The organism is Oceaniradius stylonematis, from assembly GCF_965223445.1.
Classification (GTDB): Bacteria; Pseudomonadota; Alphaproteobacteria; order Rhizobiales; family Rhizobiaceae; genus Roseitalea; species Roseitalea stylonematis.
The window spans coordinates 726,774-741,852 of record NZ_OZ244994.1; the positions used below are offsets into that span (position 1 = coordinate 726,774).

Genomic DNA, 15,079 nt, shown 5'->3' on the forward strand with positions numbered 1-15,079 from the left:
TCGATTAAATTGCCGGAAAATACAAATAAGCAAGAAATATTGTCAGGGGAGTCAATTGAAGAAAATAAACAAATATCGGGGGGATTCATTCGATATTATGGGCTTTACTGGGATAGAAACTTCGTTTTTTTGGAACGAGAATCAAATGCTGGCCGTTCCGATAGGTAAAACAGGGCAAGGAAAACGTCCGAAAAATGCTGCCGACAATTGGAACTGTATAAACTTTTGGGGGCAAAAAGGAGTTTATATTCTATACGATGCGGAAATGTATCCAATCTATGCAGGCCAAGTTGGCATAGAAAGAAAGAATACCAAAGTGGGAAACGATATTGGAGGGCGATTAACCGCACATAGGTATGGAAAGTATCGTAATGCTTGGAGATTTTTTTCTTGGTTTGGCTTTCTTGAACGAGAGCTCGAAAGAAAAAGTGTGCGTTCGATCGATGTTGATCGTCAAATTCGCCCAAAGTGGATTGAAGTAAAAGATCATAAAAGCGACCTCAACTCATTACTTGCTTCATTTGAAGCGATAATTATTGAGGGGTTCATTCCTCGCCTCAATGCACGCGGCGGCGATATGAAAGATGCCGTCCGCTGCGACCAATATGAGGGGAACGGAATATTGACGATAGAGCAGTAGAAATACAACGGAGATAACGTTCGGTTTCTACACTTCTAGTGCCATCTAGCCCCAATGAAGCGACGCCCACGGTCGAAGTTGACCCCGAAACCTACGAGGTCCGCGCCGACGGCGAACTGCTCACCTGCGAGCCGGCGGGCGTTTTGCCCATGGCGCAGCGATATTTCCTGTTCTGAGGGAGCGCGCGCTGACCAATTCCCAACCGACCCCGGTTGCGATAGAATGAGGCATGAACAAGCACGCCCGTCTCGAAAAGCCTCGCGCCTATGATGCGGACTATTACGGCTGGACCCTGGACCAGGCGGCGGCCGTGCGCGCCGGGCGTTTCGACCTGGTGGACCGCGAGAACCTTGCCGAGGAGATCGAAAGCTTGGGCAAGAGCGAAAAACGCGAAATCGAAAACCGGCTGGTATTGGTCCTCCTTCATCTTCTCAAATGGCAGTTCCAACCGGAGAAACGAAAAGGCGGATGGGAAGCGAGCATCCAGATTCAGCGCAAGAGCCTCAGCAAGCTTTTGCAAGAGAATCCGAGCCTCAGGCACTATCCGGGCGAGGAGTTGGATGACAGCTATGTAAAGGCCCGCCTTGCCGCCGAAAAGGAAACCGGAATCGCCTATGAAGCCTTCCCGGACGACTGCCCGTACACGGTCGAACAGGTCCTCGACGACGCGTTCCTGCCCGACGGGGCCTGAATCCTGGGAAAAACTCGGCGCCCACCGCCGCAACCTTCGCATCTACAAGGCGTTTAGAACCCGTTCGAAGGAGGCTTCCGATGAAAGACAAGATCACGCTCAAACACGACGGATGGCTGGTCGTCGCCGATGGCGAAAAGGCGCTGTTCCTGCGCAACGAAGGCGACGAGAAGTTCCCCAACCTCGAAGTCTTCCGCGAGGAGGAGCAGGACAATCCGCCCAATCGCGAGCAGGCGGCCAACAGGCGGGGACGGTTCAATGACGGCCCCAATGTCCACCGCAGCGCCGTCGACGACACGGACTGGCACCAGTTGGGCAAGGACCGGTTCGCCGCCGAACTGGCCGATATCCTCTACAAGCAGGCCCACAAGGGCCGCTTCGAGGAGCTTGTTCTGGTCGCCGCGCCGGGCGTATTGGGCCAGATGCGCAAGGAACTGCATCAGGAGGTCGCCGGCCGCATCGTCGGCGAGGTGGACAAGGACCTGACCAACCACCCGGTCGGCGAGATCGAGAAGCTGGTCCTTCATTCGGAAGGCTAGGCAAGGCTCGCGGCGGCGCCTATGCAGAGGCATGCGCCCGCACTTTGTCTCCCGCGACGATGCCTTTGCGGGCCATCCCTGGCTGGCCCGCCATGTGATGGATTGGCAGCGCTGTGCCCTTGACCCGGCGTCAGACCGGTATGAGCCGGGCGACCAGGTGTTCTTGGACCTTGATGGCGAAGACGCGACCGTCCTCACCGAGGCCCTCGCCAGCCAGCTCAACCGGGATCACGAAGCGCAACTGGCCGCACTGCGCGACGATTTTCGCGGCCCGCTGCGCGACGGCAAAAGCATCGCGTTCACCGTCGCCGAACCGCCCGGCGCAACGCCCGAACAAAGCGTTGCCATGGCCGGACCGGCGCTCAGCGACCTGTGCCGGGCGCTTGGGAGCGACGAAGTCGCGATCCTGCCCATGACGCGCAGGCCCATCCTCGTGCAGCGGAACAAAGCCAGCGAGACCGCCCACGAAACGCTGCAGGCATTGGGACTGAAGCCGGATTTCGATGGCGCCATGATCGGCGCCCCCGATGCCATCGCCCCGTTCGTCGGCCCGCTTTTCCGGATCGCGCGTTGCAATGCATCCGCGCCCTATATCGCCTTCGGCATGAAGGGATTGGCGGTCGCCGGCGCCTTCTGCAAACATGTCAATTTTTACTTCGACAGCTACGATCGGGGCGACGCGGACCGTCTGTCGCATGCGCTCGCCGGATGCGGCTTTGCCGTGCCCGATGACGGCATATGCAGCGAACGCTTCTCGGAAACCGGCGCCATCGAAGGCCGGCGGATGGATCTGAACCCTTAGACAATCCGGCCTCCGCCGCCGCCGCGCCGCAAGGATGTCTTCGACCATGCGTTTTGCGCATGGCAGACCTGCGCCGGCGATCCTTGCTGCGATGCAGCAACATGCCTATCTGTCTGGCATAGAAAGGAAAAATCCATGCCGAGCCCAAATGCCCGTTCGTTCTTCCATCCCGTCGGACGCTTCATGCGCGGTGCCGCTGAGACCATCGAGTTCGCACGCAAGGCCCACGCCATCACACAGACCCCTGACGATGTTTTCGCCGCCCGCGGCACCACCCGGCAGGCTGCCCTGCGCGAGCTGATCGACCAGTAACGGCAATTGATCGTCTGGACGCCCGTGGCGATCTGGTGTTGTCTCGTGCCATGACCGAGGCCCCTTCTTCTTTGCCCACCTGCTCGTCCATCGCCCGAACCTTCGACAATCCCGCCGGCACCATCACGCTCGATGAGACCGCGCGCCACCGGCGGCGCGTGAAGATGGTGGCCGACAATGGCGTGGCGTTCCTGCTCGACCTGCCCGTAGCGCGGCTCCTGCGCCATGGCGACGGTCTGGTTCTGGACGACGGCCGCATCATCGAGGTGCGCGCCGAAGCCGAACCTCTGATCGAGGTGCGCGGCCGCGATCCGCGCCATCTTCTGGCGCTCGCCTGGCAGATCGGCAACCGGCATCTGGCCGCCCAGATCGAGCCGGACCGCATCCTGATCCGCCATGATCATGTGATCGCCGAGATGCTGGCAGGCCTTGGCGCAACGCTCACCGAGGTGAGCGAACCGTTCGATCCCGAAGGCGGCGCCTATGGCGATGCGCACGCATCGCACCATCACCATCATCACGGCGATCACGATCATGGCCACAGCCATGACTGACACCACCGCCCTGATCCGGCTGATGAGTTGGCTTTCGCCGGTCTTTCCGACCGGTGGATTTGCCTATTCGGCCGGGCTCGAACAGGCCGTCGCCGACGGCGCGGTAACGAACGCCGCGTCGCTCCATGGCTGGATCGCCACCACGCTCGTCCACGGCGCGCCATGGAACGACGCGGTCCTTCTCGCCGAAGCCCATCGCGCGTCGGACAATCTCGACGACATCGCGGACCTCGCCGAACTGGGCCGCGCGCTCTGCGTCTCCGCCGAACGCCGCCGTGAAACCGTCGACCAGGGCGCCGCCTTCCTCGATGCCGCCGCGCACTGGTTCGGTCCCGGCGCCCTGCCGCCGCGCGAAACGCCCCTGCCCGTCGCCGTCGGCGCAGCGGCCGGCCTTGCCGGCATCGATGCCGAAGCCGCCCTTGCCGCCTTTCTCAACACGCTGGCCACCAACCAGCTCCAATGCGCCATCCGGCTTTCGGTCACGGGCCAGACCGGCGCGGCCCAGATCCTCGCGGCGCTCGAGCCGTCAGTCGCCGACATGGCGCGCCGCGCCGCCGCTGCGACAACGGATGATCTTGGCGGCAGCGCGTTTGGCGCCGATATTGCATCCATGACCCACGAAACACTTCAACCGCGGCTGTTCCTGTCATGACATCCTCCCACGGCCCGTTGCGCGTCGGCATTGGCGGGCCGGTTGGCACCGGCAAGACAACGCTGACCGCGCGCCTGTGCGAGGCGATGCGCGACACCCATTCGGTCGCCGTCATCACCAACGACATCTATACGCGCGAGGATGCCGAGGCGCTGACACGCATGCAGGCGCTGCCCGCCGACCGGGTGCTGGGCGTCGAGACCGGCGGCTGCCCGCACACCGCCATCCGCGAAGACGCCTCGATCAATCTGCGCGCCATCGAGCAGATGACCGGCCGCCATCCCGATCTGGACGTGATCTTCATCGAATCGGGCGGCGACAATCTCGCCGCCACCTTCTCGCCCGATCTGGCGGACCTCTCCCTTTACGTCATCTCGGTCTGCCAGGGCGGTGACATTCCGCGCAAGGGCGGCCCGGCCATCACCCGCTCGGACCTGCTGATCATCAACAAGGCCGATCTGGCGCCCCATGTCGGCGTCGATCTCGACCGGATGGATGCCGATGCCCGCGCCAACCGACAGGGCCGGCCGCACCTGTTCACCGATCTCAGGGGCGGTGAGGGTGTCGAGACGATCGTCGCCTTTTTGAGCGACCAGGGCGGGCTCGCCTAGGCAATTGCCCACAGATTATGCACAGTCGTTTTGCGCTTGATATTTGTGCAATCGCTGGTGCACTCTTCCGGCAAGGCGCTTGACGCGCCGCACAACAGGGAAGAACAAACATGCGCACATTTCTGGGAGCCACACTGTCGGGGGCTTTGGCGGCGCTGGCGCTGACCGCCACGACCGCCTTTGCCGAAACCGACCTGAAATTCACCCTCGACTGGAAGTTCGAGGCACCGTCGGCGCCCTTCTTCATCGCGCTGGACGAGGGCTATTTCGCCGAGGAAGGCCTGAACGTCACCATCGATTCGGGCGCGGGCAGCCGCGAGAGCATCCCGCGCGTCGCCACCGGCGCCTATGACATGGGCTTTGGCGACGTCAACGCGCTGATCAAGTTCATCGAGGAAAACCCCGAGCAGAAAGTGACAGCCGTGATGATGGCCTATGAACGGCCGCCCTTCGCGGTGATCGGCCTCAGAAGCCAGGGCATTACCGAGGACCCCAAGTCGCTCGAAGGCAAGACGCTCGGCGCCCCGCCGCCGGACGCCGCCTTCGGCCAGTGGCCGGCCTTCGTCGAAGCCGCCGGCATCGACACGTCGGACATCACCATCGAAAATGTCGGCTTTCCGGTGCGCGAGCCGATGCTGGCCCAGGGCCAGGTCGACGCGATCTTCGGCTTTTCCTTCTCGTCGGTGATCAATCTGAAGGCCCAGGGCGTCTCCGAGGATGACATCGTGCCGATCATGATGGGCGAAAACGGGCTCGACCTTTACGGCAATGTGGTCATGGTCAACCCCGGCTTTGCCGAGGAAAACCCCGACGCGGTCAAGGGCTTCCTGCGCGCGCTGATCAAGGGATATCGCGACACCATCGCCGATCCGGAAGGCGCGATGGACCATGTGCTCGAGCGCAACGGCGTCCTCAGCAAGGAAGTCGAAATCGACCGTATCAACATGGCGATCGAGCAATCCATCCTGACACCGGCCGTGCAGGAAAACGGCTTCGGCGATGTCGACATGGAAAAGCTTGCCAAGACCATGGAATGGCTCGCCATCTCCATGGATGTTCAGAACCCGCCCGCGCCGGAAGATGTGTTCGACCCGTCCTTCCTGCCGCCCAAGGAAGAGCGCATGCTGCAATAGGCAGCGCGTCCCGCAAACCAAAGCGGCGCCGGATGTGGACATTGACCGCATCCGGCGTTTGACTGGATGGACCGAACCGAAGGGCAGGACGTGACCAGCCATCTCGTCACCATCGACAATGTGGACATGCGCTATGGCGGCCCCGGCGGCACGCTTGCCGTCTCCGGCCTGACGCTGCATGTCGAAAAGGGCGAGTTCACCGCCGTCGTTGGCCCGTCCGGCTGCGGCAAGTCGACATTGATGAAGCTGGTGACCGGGCTCTACATCCCGCAGGTCGGTGCGATCACCGTCGCCGGCAAGGAGGTGACCGAGCCGGTCTCCATCGTCGGCATGGCGTTCCAGAACCCGACACTGCTGCCGTGGCGAACGACGCTCGACAACATTTTGCTGCCGCTCGAAATCGTCCAGAAACACCGCCGGCGCCTCAGGGCCAACAAGGCCGAATATGTCGAAAAGGCCGAGCATCTTCTCGAAACGGTCGGCCTCAAGGGCTTCGGCGACAAGTTCCCCTGGCAGCTTTCCGGCGGCATGCAGCAGCGGGCGAACCTCTGCCGCGCGCTGATCCACGAGCCCGACCTGTTGATGCTCGACGAGCCGTTCGGCGCGCTCGACGCCTTCACCCGCGAGGAACTGTGGTGCGTCATCCGCGACCTGCATCACGAGACCGACGTGACGATCCAGCTCGTCACCCACGATCTGCGCGAGGCGGTGTTCCTGGCCGACCGTATCTTCGTGATGAGCGCCCGCCCGGGCCGCATCATCGACACCCACGCCGTGCCGTTCGAGCGGCCCCGCGATCTTGAAGTCATGTACACGCCCGAATTCACCGATCTTGTGCACGATCTGCGCGGCCAGATCGCCCAGGCGCGCACCGAGCAGCTGGAGGCCGCCCAATGAGCGCGCCGGCCGGCAGCAAGCCCGCCGAGCCACCGGCGGACACGGTTGCGGCCCCGCCCGCGCCACGGCAGTTCCCGTGGATCAAGGCGGCGCCATGGCTCTACACGATCGCGCTGTTCGCGATCTGGGAAGCGAGCGTTCACCTGTTCGCGCTGCCGCAATACGTGCTGCCCGCGCCCTCGGTGATCCTCGGCGCCATCATCCAGTACTGGCCGACCATCTGGACCAACTCGGTCCAGACGCTCTACACGACGCTCGTCGGCTTTGCGATGGCGGTCGCCGGCGGGCTCGCTCTGGGTCTGCTCGTTGGCTGGTCGCGCTTCATCTATGCCGGGCTCTACCCGCTGATGATCGGCTTCAACGCCATCCCCAAGGTCGCGGTCGTGCCGATCCTCGTCATCTGGTTCGGCATTGGCGACGTGCCGGCGATCCTGACCGCCTTCCTGATCGCCTTCTTCCCGATCGTGGTGAATGTCGCCACCGGCCTTGCCACCATCGAGCCGGAGATGGAGGACGTGCTGCGCGCGCTCGGCGCCAAGAAGATGGACGTCATGCTCAAGGTCGGCATCCCGCGTTCGATGCCCTACTTTTTCGGCTCGCTGAAGATCGCGATCACGCTGGCTTTCGTCGGCTCGGTGATCTCCGAGACCATCGCCGCCAATTCGGGACTCGGCCACATGATGCTGGCCGCCCAGAGCCAGTTCAACGTGCCGCTGGTCTTTGCCGGGCTGATCATGCTGGCGATTGAGGGCATCGCCATGTACGCGCTGATGGCGTGGATCGAAAAGCGCACCACCGGCTGGGCCCACCGCTCGGGCATGGCGCAGGGGAACTGAGTTCAGACGTCCGGCGGATATTTCAGACGGCCGTGAAGAATGCGCTCCACGTCGATGAAATAGGCGTCGGGAACCGTGTAGACGATGATGAATGGCGTACGCGGCACGATCAGTTCTCGAGTGCCGTCAACACGGCCGTCCTTGCCCAGCAGAGGGAACAGCTCAAGTTGCCCGATTGTCGTGAATATGGCGGACAGCACGCGCTGGAGACCCTGCGGGCTCCGCGGTTCGAGATAGTCACGGATGGTATGGAGATCCGTCTCGGCGTCTTCACTGAGACGAGCGTGCATTGAAACCGAAGGACTGCATCACGTCGTCGAGCGTGCGGTAACCGAGCTTGCCTGACTTCTTTTTGGCAAGCGTCTTGTCGATCTCGGCCCTCAGCCAAGCATCGTGCTCGTCGGAAACGTCTCCGCCTTGCAAGGGTTCAAGCCAGTGATCGGCTGATTTGGTGTCCAACTCACGCATGGCGCCAGTCTACACCGATTTGACCCATCATCAAACGCCGATCGCCCTCCCGTCGCGGCCGATATGCAGCGGGCCTTCATAGCCGCCTGCACGGACCGCTTTCTCCCAGACCGTATCGGTGATGGCCGGATCGTCGACCGGCAGCAGATGGTTGAGCGCCAGCGCCTTCACCCCCGCCTCCGCTGCCAGCCTTCCGACATCTTCGGCATCGGAATGGCTTGCTTCAAGATGCTGCTTCAGGCGCGCGCCATTGCCGACGCGCGCCACCAGCCGGTCGACTCCTTCGGCGATCATCGCCTCATGCACGAGCAGATCGGCACCGCGGGCAAAACCGGCGAACCCGTCGAACGGCGCCGTGTCGCCGGACACGACCACAGTCTTGCCGCCGGCCTCGAACTTCAGCGCATAGCTTTCATTGATCGGCGGATGCCGGTTGAGCAGCGCCGAGACCTGCACCGGGCCGATCCGCGCAAAACCGCCCTCGCCCATCGGCGCGATCCAGACGAGCGAATCGATATCCGGGCGCCCCTCGTCGGCTATCCGTGTTTCGATGTCGAACGCCATCGAGCGCTGGAAGGCGTGCCAATAGGCGCTCAGCCCCGCCGGCCCGTGGACGCTGACGGGCGTCTTCAAGCCCGCCGTCCAGGCAGTGTGGATCAGCGGTCCCAGTTCGAGATAATGGTCCGAATGCAGATGGGTGACGATGATCGACGACAGGTCCGGCAGGCGCATGCCGGCCTCGACCAGACCGCGCGTGACGCCGAGCCCGCAATCGACGACGATACGCTGCCCGGCCAGCTCGATTAGCGTTGCCGTCGGCATCCGCATGTCCGGACTCGGGTAGATCGCCGGCCCGCCCTTGGTGCCCAGCAGCGTGATCGTGTCGCCCAATCTCAGCGCTCCGACAGCGTGCGCGATACCGCATCGTCCCAGCCGGCGATCTTGCGGGCGCGCTCGTCCGCATCCATCTGCGGCTCGAACCGCCGGTCGCGCGCCCATGTCGCCGCAAATCCGTCGCGGTCGGGCCAGATGCCGGCCCGGCTGCCGGCCAGCCAGGCCGCGCCCAGGGCCGTGGTCTCCAGCACCGTCGGCCGGTCGACCGGCGCGTCCAGCAGGTCGGCCAGGCGCTGCATCGTCCAGTCCGAGGCGACCATGCCGCCATCGACGCGCAGCGTCGTCTCGGCGCCGGACGCCTCCGGCCAATCCTTGTGCATCGCTTCGAGCAGATCGCGCGTCTGGTAGCAGACCGCTTCCAGCGTCGCCTTGGCGATCTCGTTGGGGCCGGTCGCACGGGTCAGGCCGAACATGGCGCCGCGCGCCTCGGCATCCCAGTGCGGCGCGCCAAGGCCGACAAAGGCCGGCACCAGATAGACATCCTGTTCGGGATCGGCGGCGTCCGCCATCTCGCCGCTGCGCGCAGCCGTGTCGATGATCTTCAGCCCGTCGCGCAACCATTGCACGGTGGCGCCGGCCATGAAGATCGAGCCCTCCAGCGCATAAATCGTCTTGCCGTCCAGCCGGTAGGCGATGGTCGTCAGAAGCCGGTTCTGCGATGCCACCGCGTCTTCGCCCGTGTTCAAAAGCGCGAAACAGCCGGTGCCATAGGTCGATTTCAACATGCCCGGCTGAAAGCACGCATTGCCGATGGTGGCCGCCTGCTGGTCGCCGGCAACGCCGTAGATCGGGATCTCGGCGCCGAAAATGTCCGCCTTCGCCGTGCCGAAATCGGCGGCGCAGTCCAGCACCTCCGGCAGCATCGCCGCCGGCACATCGAGAATCGACAAAAGCTCATCGTCCCAGCGGTTCTCGCGGATGTTGTACATCAGCGTGCGCGCCGCATTGGTCGCGTCGGTCACGTGGCGGGCGCCGCCCGTCAGCCGCCAGATCACGAACGTGTCGATCGTGCCGAAGGCGATCTCGCCGGCCTTGGAGCGGGCGCGCAGCCCGTCCACCTCGTCGAGCATCCATTTGACCTTGGTGCCCGAAAAATAGGGATCGAGCAGCAGCCCGGTGCGCTCGGTGAACAGCGCCTCGTGCCCGTCCGCCTTCAGCGCGTCGCAGATCGCCGATGTGCGCCGGTCCTGCCAGACGATCGCCTTGCCGGCCGGCTCGCCCGTCGCCCGGTCCCACAGGGCCACCGTCTCGCGCTGGTTGGTGATGCCGATGGCGGCAATGTCGGATGCGGCGATGCCGGCATCGGCGATGGCGCCCTTGCAGGTCTCGACCACCGTGCGCCAGATGTCCTCGAGATTGTGCTCGACCCAGCCGGATTTCGGAAAATGCTGGGCGAACTCCTGCTGGTCTATGCCGGCAATCGTCTGGTCCTTGGCGAAGACGATCGCCCGCGTCGATGTCGTGCCCTGGTCGATGGCCAGAATGTAGTCGCCCATGATGTCCTCCCGTCCGGTCGTCGTTTCCGGCTGTTTAAACCGGTTCAGGATCGGATGGAAACGGGGCGCGACGCTTTTTCAGCCGGTCTTTTCGGCATCGGCCGAAAACAGCCAGCGCGCCACGATTACCGCGCAGGCGGCGCCGATCAGCTGCATGACGATGAACAGCGGCACGTCGGCTGGGCGGATGCCGGCAAACGTGTCGGACAAACCGCGCGCGATGGTCACCGCCGGGTTGGCGAACGAGGTCGAGGCGGTGAACCAGTAAGCCGAGGTGATGTAGAGGCCGACCGCCATCGGCACCGCCTCGGCGCGCACCTTCAGCGTCGCAAGGATGGTGAAGACAAGCCCGAAACAGGCCACCCATTCGGAAAACCACTGCGCCCCGCCTGTGCGCACCGTCGTGGAGAACTGCAACAGATCGTCGGCGAACATCAGATGCGCCGCCCAGACGCCGATCACGCCGCCGGCGATCTGCGCCAGGACGAACAGGCCCGCCTCGCCGGCCGCGATCTCGCGGCGCATCAGGAAGGCGAGCGTCACGGCGGGATTGAAATGGGCGCCCGAGACCGGCCCCAGCATGGTGATCAAAACGACGAGGATGGCGCCCGTGGCAATCGTGTTGGCCAGAAGAGCGACGGCAACGTTTCCGCCCGCCAGCGTGTCGCCCATGATGCCCGAGCCGACAACGGCGGCGAGCAGAAAGGCCGTGCCGACGAACTCGGCGCCCAGGCGCTGCGCGGGTGAGGACATGAGACGCTCCGGATCGCCATACATCAATACATCATGAATTATTGATGTTTTGGCCAGGCGTCAACGCCATCGGTTGCAGGCTGGCAGAGCGTGGGCTTGTCAGGCCGACCCCGGCCGGCTGCTTGTCGGGGGGCCGGCCTCGATCATCGAAAGAAGATTGATCACCGCCGCGCTCGGCTTGGCCAGATCGGCAACCGTGTATCTGTCGAGAACCGCCAGAAATGCCTCCAGCGCCTCGCGCAGGGCGCTGGTCAGCCGGCACGTTTCGATCAGCGGACAGTCCGCATCATCGGGCTCGAAACATTCGGCCATCGTGAAATTGTCCTCGGTCAGCCGCACCACTTCGGCGAGCGTTATCTCGCTGGCCGGCCGCGCCAGCCGGATGCCGCCATTGCGCCCGCGCACGGTGTGCACCAGACCGCCCTCGACCAGCGGATGCAGGATCTTGAAGAGAAACGGCTCGGACGCGCCATAGACACGCGAAATGTCGGCCACGCGGCTCAGCCGGTCGCCGCCGGCGGCGCAGAACATCAGGATGCGGAACGCATAATCGGTCTGTTTGGTCAGTTTCATCGGGTCATCAATAGCATGGGCGCCCGGCTGCCGGAACGCATTTTGCGGCACCCACGCATTTCTCGATCAGTTTGGAATCGTTCCAGAAAAAACTTCCAAAAATCGTCAACTTTATGGCCGGCGACGGATTGACATGGTGGAAGCGCTTCTACAAAACATGATCGCCATTATCAAGTTAAGGAGTGCTCCCATGCCGCCCCTCAAGACAATGACGATTGCGCTGCTGGCGACGACCATGGCCGTGCCCGCCGGGACAGCCGCGTTCGCCGAAGGTGAACTGAACCTTTACTCCTCACGTCACTACGACACCGACGAACGGCTCTACTCCGATTTCGAGGAACTGACCGGCATCACCATCAACCGCATCGAGGGCAAGGCCGACGAGCTGATCGCCCGCATGGAAGCCGAAGGCGCCAACAGCCCCGCCGACGTGTTCCTGACGGTCGACACGGTGCGCCTGTCGCGCGCCAAGGATCTGGGACTGCTGCAATCGGTCGAAAGCGACGTGCTGGAACGGCAGATTCCCGCCTATCTGCAGGACGACGACAATCAGTGGTTCGGCTTCTCGCAGCGTTCGCGAATCCTGTTCTACGACAAGGAGGATGTCGCCAACCCGCCGCAGACCTATCAGGACCTCGCCAACGCCGAGTATGAGGGCATGGTCTGCATCCGCTCGTCGACCAACGTCTACACGCAGAACATTGTCGCCGCGCTGATCGCGCACATGGATCAGGACACCGTTCAGCAATGGGCAAACGGCGTGGTGGCCAACTTCGCCCGGGCTCCTCAGGGCGGCGATACCGACCAGCTTCGCGGCATCGTTTCGGGCGAGTGCGACATCGCCATGTCGAACACCTATTACTTCGCCCGCGCCATCCGCAAGCCGGTGGACGGCCTGTCCGACAGCCTCGATACGATCGGCTGGGTGTTCCCCAACCAGAACGATATCGGCGCCCACATGAACATTTCGGGCGGCGGCGTTGCCGTCAACGCGCCCAACCGCGACAACGCCGTCCGGTTCCTGGAATATCTGGCCTCCGAGCAGGCCCAGGAATATTTCTCCGCCGGCAATGACGAATATCCGGCCGTCCCCGGCGTCGGCCTGAGCCCGTCGGTGGCCGAACTCGGCATCTTCCGGCCCGACACGATCAACCTGGCCGACATTGCCGGCAATATCGACGCCGCCATCGACGTGCTCGTCGAGGCCGGCTGGGAGTAACCGTTCCTCCGGGTGGCCGGTTTCTCCCCGAGCCCGGCCAGTGGTCTTCAAGACCTTCCCGACTTGCCCGCACGCGCTCCGGCCGTGCGGGCTTTTTCGTTCTTTCGCCCCACAAACAACCGGTCGTCATTCCGGGGCCGCGCAGTGGAACCCGGAATCCGGAGCCTGTTGGAGGCAGGTGTTCGCTATGGTTAGGCGTTCGACACCCCCACCCTTCATCCCTCCCATGATTGCGAGGAAGGGATGAAGGGTGGGGGCACAGGCCGTCCGCTAAACCGCCCGCTGCGCTTCGGGTTCGGGCGCCGCATAGGGGTCGGCCAGCGCGGCAGGTACTTCCGAATGGTGCCTGGGCCGCTCCCTGGCGATGGCGCGCATCATGATGATGACCGGCAAGAGCCCGAAGGCGACGATGATCAGCGAGGGCACGCCGGCCTGGTCCAGCCGCTCGTCTGACGCGAGCCGATAGGCCTGCACGGCCAGCGTGTCGAAGTTGAACGGCCGCAGAATCATGGTTGCCGGTAGTTCCTTCATCACGTCCACGAAGACGATCAGGAAGCCGGTCAGAAGGCTCGCCTTCATCAGCGGCAGATGCACGCGGCCCAGCATCCGGCCGGTGGATGCGCCCAGCGTCCGAGACACCGCGTCCATGTTGGGCTTGATCTGGCTCATGCCGGTGTCGAACGAGGACAGCGCCACCGCCATGAAGCGGACCATGTAGGCAAAGACCAGCACGGCCATCGACCCGGTCACCAGAAGGCCGGTCGAGATGCCGAACCGCGCTTCCATGAACGCATCCAGCGCATTGTCGAACCCGGCCATCGGCACCAGAACGCCGACCGCGATCACGCCGCCGGGAATGGCGTATCCCATGCCGGCCACCGTCTTGATGAAACTCGGCCCGCGGCCGGGCTTCAGCCGCACCAGATAGCCGATGATCACCGCTCCGCCCATCGTCACCAGCGCGGCGACGAAAGAGACGGTCAGCGAATTGGTGATGAAGCCGACATAGCGGGCAGAGAACGGGTTCTGTTCGGACGACACCGCCATTTCGAACAGAACGGCAACCGGGACCGCAAAGCCGACCAGAACCGGCAGCGAACAGAAGGCGACGGCGCCCGCCGCCCGCCAGCCCTTCAGCGCGTGCGGCGCGATCGCCTCGATCCGCCGGCCCGCTTCATGGTGCCGGCGCGCCCCGCGCTCGATGCGTTCGATGAAGACCAGAAACAGCGCCACGATCATCAGGCAGAAGGCGAGCTGGGCCGCCGCCGCCCGGTCGCCCATCGCGAACCAGGCCTGATAGATACCGGTTGCGAATGTGTGCACGCCGAAATGGGACACCGTGCCGAAATCGGCGATCGTTTCCATCAGCGCCAGCACGACGCCGCCGGCAATCGCCGGCCGGGCCATCGGAATGGAGACGCGCAGAAACGCGCTCCAGGGCGAGTGGCCCAGCGTGCGCGCCGCGAAATAGGCGGTCGGAGACTGGCGCAGGAACGCCGCGCGGGCGAGCAGATAGACGTAAGGGTAGAGCACGCAGATCAGCATGATCGCCGCGCCGCCGACCGAACGGATTTCCGGAAACCAGTAGTCGCGCGGACCCCAGCCCATCACCGCGCGCAGCGTGGTCTGCACCGCCCCGGGATGATCGAGCAGATCCGTATAGGCATAGGCCAGCACATAGGCCGGAAAGGCCAGCGGCAGTGCCAGCAGAACCTCGAAGAGGCGCCGTCCGGGAAACTGGCAGACCGTGACAAGCCATGCCGCGCCCGTGCCGATGAACGCGGTCCCTGCCCCGACCATCACGACCAGCTGCACCGTCGTCCATGTGTAGCGCCAGAGAACGGTTTCGGCGAGCCGCGCCCAGGTCTCGAGGCTGCCGCCGAGCGCCGACACCGCCACCGCGGCGATCGGCAGGATGCACAGCGCCGCGACGACCCATGCGGCTGACAGCAGGAGACGGTGGGACAAGTGCCGGATCCGCATCGTGAACAATGAAAAGTGGAGTATGG

Annotated in this window: 19 protein-coding genes; 12 read left to right on the forward strand and 7 right to left on the reverse strand. The window is 63.8% G+C overall.

Annotated features, from left to right (window positions below; genetic code table 11):
- The first annotated feature begins 55 nt into the window (after positions 1 to 55).
- The 11 genes from ACOQOU_RS03655 to ACOQOU_RS03705 all read left to right on the forward strand — a co-directional run bounded on the left by ACOQOU_RS03655 (position 56) and on the right by ACOQOU_RS03705 (position 7,667).
- Positions 56 to 640: a hypothetical protein gene (locus ACOQOU_RS03655; RefSeq protein WP_306026377.1), complete on the forward strand. Its 585-nt coding sequence runs from the start codon at positions 56 to 58 to the stop codon at positions 638 to 640.
- Positions 641 to 869: 229 nt separating this feature from the next.
- A complete protein-coding gene (locus tag ACOQOU_RS03660) occupies positions 870 to 1,331 on the forward strand; it encodes a DUF29 domain-containing protein (protein ID WP_109766258.1) in 462 nt (153 codons plus the stop codon).
- An 80-nt stretch (positions 1,332 to 1,411) separates the two neighbouring features.
- Positions 1,412 to 1,870, forward strand: coding sequence for a host attachment family protein (locus ACOQOU_RS03665; protein ID WP_306026376.1), 459 nt, complete (start codon positions 1,412 to 1,414; stop codon positions 1,868 to 1,870).
- A gap of 31 nt (positions 1,871 to 1,901) precedes the next feature.
- Entirely contained in the window at positions 1,902 to 2,672 is a 771-nt protein-coding gene (locus tag ACOQOU_RS03670) for a hypothetical protein (protein WP_306026375.1), read from the forward strand.
- Positions 2,673 to 2,807: 135 nt separating this feature from the next.
- Entirely contained in the window at positions 2,808 to 2,984 is a 177-nt protein-coding gene (locus ACOQOU_RS03675) for a hypothetical protein (RefSeq protein WP_158585268.1), read from the forward strand.
- 50 nt (positions 2,985 to 3,034) lie between these two features.
- A complete protein-coding gene (locus ACOQOU_RS03680; RefSeq protein ID WP_306026374.1) occupies positions 3,035 to 3,538 on the forward strand; it encodes an urease accessory protein UreE in 504 nt (167 codons plus the stop codon).
- A complete protein-coding gene (locus tag ACOQOU_RS03685) occupies positions 3,531 to 4,190 on the forward strand; it encodes an urease accessory protein UreF (protein ID WP_306026373.1) in 660 nt (219 codons plus the stop codon). The genes ACOQOU_RS03680 and ACOQOU_RS03685 overlap by 8 nt, the downstream gene beginning before the upstream one ends.
- Positions 4,187 to 4,801: an urease accessory protein UreG gene (gene ureG / locus ACOQOU_RS03690; RefSeq protein WP_306026372.1), complete on the forward strand. Its 615-nt coding sequence runs from the start codon at positions 4,187 to 4,189 to the stop codon at positions 4,799 to 4,801. Before ACOQOU_RS03685 ends, ureG begins: the two co-directional genes overlap by 4 nt.
- Positions 4,802 to 4,911: 110 nt before the next feature.
- The gene (locus ACOQOU_RS03695) at positions 4,912 to 5,934 is read left to right on the forward strand and encodes an ABC transporter substrate-binding protein (protein WP_306026371.1); all 1,023 of its coding nucleotides are present in this window, start codon (positions 4,912 to 4,914) and stop codon (positions 5,932 to 5,934) included.
- A gap of 126 nt (positions 5,935 to 6,060) precedes the next feature.
- Positions 6,061 to 6,831 (forward strand): ABC transporter ATP-binding protein, encoded by a 771-nt coding sequence (locus ACOQOU_RS03700; RefSeq protein ID WP_306026405.1) that lies wholly within the window; start codon positions 6,061 to 6,063, stop codon positions 6,829 to 6,831.
- Positions 6,828 to 7,667 (forward strand): ABC transporter permease, encoded by an 840-nt coding sequence (locus ACOQOU_RS03705; RefSeq protein ID WP_306026370.1) that lies wholly within the window; start codon positions 6,828 to 6,830, stop codon positions 7,665 to 7,667. The genes ACOQOU_RS03700 and ACOQOU_RS03705 overlap by 4 nt, the downstream gene beginning before the upstream one ends.
- A gap of 2 nt (positions 7,668 to 7,669) precedes the next feature.
- On the opposite strand, the gene ACOQOU_RS03710 is transcribed toward ACOQOU_RS03705, so the two are convergent.
- The 6 genes from ACOQOU_RS03710 to rirA all read right to left on the reverse strand — a co-directional run bounded on the left by ACOQOU_RS03710 (position 7,670) and on the right by rirA (position 11,851).
- Positions 7,670 to 7,957 carry a type II toxin-antitoxin system RelE/ParE family toxin gene (locus ACOQOU_RS03710; RefSeq protein ID WP_306026369.1) on the reverse strand — a complete coding sequence of 96 codons (288 nt, stop codon included), beginning with the start codon at positions 7,955 to 7,957 and terminating at the stop codon, positions 7,670 to 7,672.
- The gene (locus ACOQOU_RS03715; RefSeq protein WP_120222756.1) at positions 7,938 to 8,135 is read right to left on the reverse strand and encodes a hypothetical protein; all 198 of its coding nucleotides are present in this window, start codon (positions 8,133 to 8,135) and stop codon (positions 7,938 to 7,940) included. Before ACOQOU_RS03715 ends, ACOQOU_RS03710 begins: the two co-directional genes overlap by 20 nt.
- Positions 8,136 to 8,165: 30 nt before the next feature.
- Positions 8,166 to 9,026 (reverse strand): MBL fold metallo-hydrolase, encoded by an 861-nt coding sequence (locus tag ACOQOU_RS03720; protein ID WP_306026368.1) that lies wholly within the window; start codon positions 9,024 to 9,026, stop codon positions 8,166 to 8,168.
- A gap of 2 nt (positions 9,027 to 9,028) precedes the next feature.
- Positions 9,029 to 10,525, reverse strand: coding sequence for a glycerol kinase GlpK (gene glpK / locus ACOQOU_RS03725; protein WP_306026367.1), 1,497 nt, complete (start codon positions 10,523 to 10,525; stop codon positions 9,029 to 9,031).
- Positions 10,526 to 10,603: 78 nt separating this feature from the next.
- Positions 10,604 to 11,278: an aquaporin gene (locus tag ACOQOU_RS03730; RefSeq protein WP_109766459.1), complete on the reverse strand. Its 675-nt coding sequence runs from the start codon at positions 11,276 to 11,278 to the stop codon at positions 10,604 to 10,606.
- Positions 11,279 to 11,377: 99 nt separating this feature from the next.
- On the reverse strand, positions 11,378 to 11,851 hold the full coding sequence (gene rirA / locus ACOQOU_RS03735; protein WP_109766270.1) for an iron-responsive transcriptional regulator RirA: 474 nt from the start codon (positions 11,849 to 11,851) through the stop codon (positions 11,378 to 11,380).
- Positions 11,852 to 12,041: 190 nt separating this feature from the next.
- Between rirA and ACOQOU_RS03740 the strand changes: the two genes are divergently transcribed.
- Entirely contained in the window at positions 12,042 to 13,070 is a 1,029-nt protein-coding gene (locus ACOQOU_RS03740) for an extracellular solute-binding protein (protein WP_245412914.1), read from the forward strand.
- A 270-nt stretch (positions 13,071 to 13,340) separates the two neighbouring features.
- On the opposite strand, the gene ACOQOU_RS03745 is transcribed toward ACOQOU_RS03740, so the two are convergent.
- Positions 13,341 to 15,038 carry an ABC transporter permease gene (locus tag ACOQOU_RS03745; RefSeq protein ID WP_306026366.1) on the reverse strand — a complete coding sequence of 566 codons (1,698 nt, stop codon included), beginning with the start codon at positions 15,036 to 15,038 and terminating at the stop codon, positions 13,341 to 13,343.
- Positions 15,039 to 15,079 lie beyond the last annotated feature (41 nt).

Excerpts from the sequence above, each read along its gene's own strand:
- ACOQOU_RS03710 (WP_306026369.1), bottom strand. The coding sequence starts at position 7,957 with ATGCACGCTCGTCTCAGTGAAGACGCCGAGACGGATCTCCATACCATC.
- glpK (WP_306026367.1), bottom strand. The coding sequence starts at position 10,525 with ATGGGCGACTACATTCTGGCCATCGACCAGGGCACGACATCGACGCGG.
- ACOQOU_RS03685 (WP_306026373.1), top strand. The coding sequence starts at position 3,531 with ATGACTGACACCACCGCCCTGATCCGGCTGATGAGTTGGCTTTCGCCG.
- ACOQOU_RS03705 (WP_306026370.1), top strand. The coding sequence starts at position 6,828 with ATGAGCGCGCCGGCCGGCAGCAAGCCCGCCGAGCCACCGGCGGACACG.
- ACOQOU_RS03730 (WP_109766459.1), bottom strand. The coding sequence starts at position 11,278 with ATGTCCTCACCCGCGCAGCGCCTGGGCGCCGAGTTCGTCGGCACGGCC.
- ACOQOU_RS03675 (WP_158585268.1), top strand. The coding sequence starts at position 2,808 with ATGCCGAGCCCAAATGCCCGTTCGTTCTTCCATCCCGTCGGACGCTTC.
- ACOQOU_RS03715 (WP_120222756.1), bottom strand. The coding sequence starts at position 8,135 with ATGCGTGAGTTGGACACCAAATCAGCCGATCACTGGCTTGAACCCTTG.
- ACOQOU_RS03670 (WP_306026375.1), top strand. The coding sequence starts at position 1,902 with ATGCGCCCGCACTTTGTCTCCCGCGACGATGCCTTTGCGGGCCATCCC.
- ACOQOU_RS03700 (WP_306026405.1), top strand. The coding sequence starts at position 6,061 with ATGCGCTATGGCGGCCCCGGCGGCACGCTTGCCGTCTCCGGCCTGACG.
- ACOQOU_RS03665 (WP_306026376.1), top strand. The coding sequence starts at position 1,412 with ATGAAAGACAAGATCACGCTCAAACACGACGGATGGCTGGTCGTCGCC.
- ACOQOU_RS03660 (WP_109766258.1), top strand. The coding sequence starts at position 870 with ATGAACAAGCACGCCCGTCTCGAAAAGCCTCGCGCCTATGATGCGGAC.
- ACOQOU_RS03680 (WP_306026374.1), top strand. The coding sequence starts at position 3,035 with ATGACCGAGGCCCCTTCTTCTTTGCCCACCTGCTCGTCCATCGCCCGA.
- rirA (WP_109766270.1), bottom strand. The coding sequence starts at position 11,851 with ATGAAACTGACCAAACAGACCGATTATGCGTTCCGCATCCTGATGTTC.
- ureG (WP_306026372.1), top strand. The coding sequence starts at position 4,187 with ATGACATCCTCCCACGGCCCGTTGCGCGTCGGCATTGGCGGGCCGGTT.
- ACOQOU_RS03740 (WP_245412914.1), top strand. The coding sequence starts at position 12,042 with ATGCCGCCCCTCAAGACAATGACGATTGCGCTGCTGGCGACGACCATG.
- ACOQOU_RS03695 (WP_306026371.1), top strand. The coding sequence starts at position 4,912 with ATGCGCACATTTCTGGGAGCCACACTGTCGGGGGCTTTGGCGGCGCTG.